General features: G+C 59.0%; 1 protein-coding gene and 1 pseudogene. Both read left to right on the top strand.

The annotated features are described in order from the left end of the window. Nucleotides 1–185, top strand: a pseudogene (locus JCM12296_RS46830) (hypothetical protein); the annotation flags it as partial. Beyond that, a partial coding sequence (locus JCM12296_RS35570; RefSeq protein WP_246805360.1) for a (Fe-S)-binding protein occupies nucleotides 170–507 on the top strand: 338 nt, incomplete at its 3' end. The pseudogene JCM12296_RS46830 and the gene JCM12296_RS35570, both read left to right, overlap by 16 nt.

Raw genomic sequence — 507 nt, 5'->3', positions numbered from 1 at the left:
CCGCCTACGAGGTCTTTCCCGCCTCGGTCAAATCGGCCCGCACGGCGCGTTCCAGCCTGATTTCCGAGGGCAACCCCCTGCAGTTCGACCGCGGCAAGCGCGGGGACTGGGCCAAGGGTAACGGGGTGTCGGTCAAGCCCTATGCCGAGGGCATGGAACTGCTCTATTTGTGGGCTGCTACTTAAGCTATGACCCGCGCATGAAAAAGGTGGCCGTGGCCACGGCCAACATCCTCAATAAAGCCGGCATCGATTTCGGCATTCTCGGCGACAAGGAAAACTGCTGCGGCGAGAGCATCAGGAAGACCGGCAGCGAGACCGTTTTCAAGAATCTGGCCCGCGAGAACATCAAGACCTTCATCGACAACGGGGTCAAGCGCATCCTGGTCTCCTCGCCGCACTGCTACCATACGCTGAAAAACGAATATCCCGAGTTCATGGCCAATTTCGAGGTGGTCCACATCACCCAGTACCTGCTCGAGCTGATCGAGAGCGGCAAGCTGGAGTT

This window comes from Desulfosarcina cetonica JCM 12296, from assembly GCF_001311845.1.
In the GTDB taxonomy this organism is placed as follows: domain Bacteria; phylum Desulfobacterota; class Desulfobacteria; order Desulfobacterales; family Desulfosarcinaceae; genus Desulfosarcina; species Desulfosarcina cetonica.
This window is presented reverse-complemented; position numbering and strand designations above follow the sequence as displayed.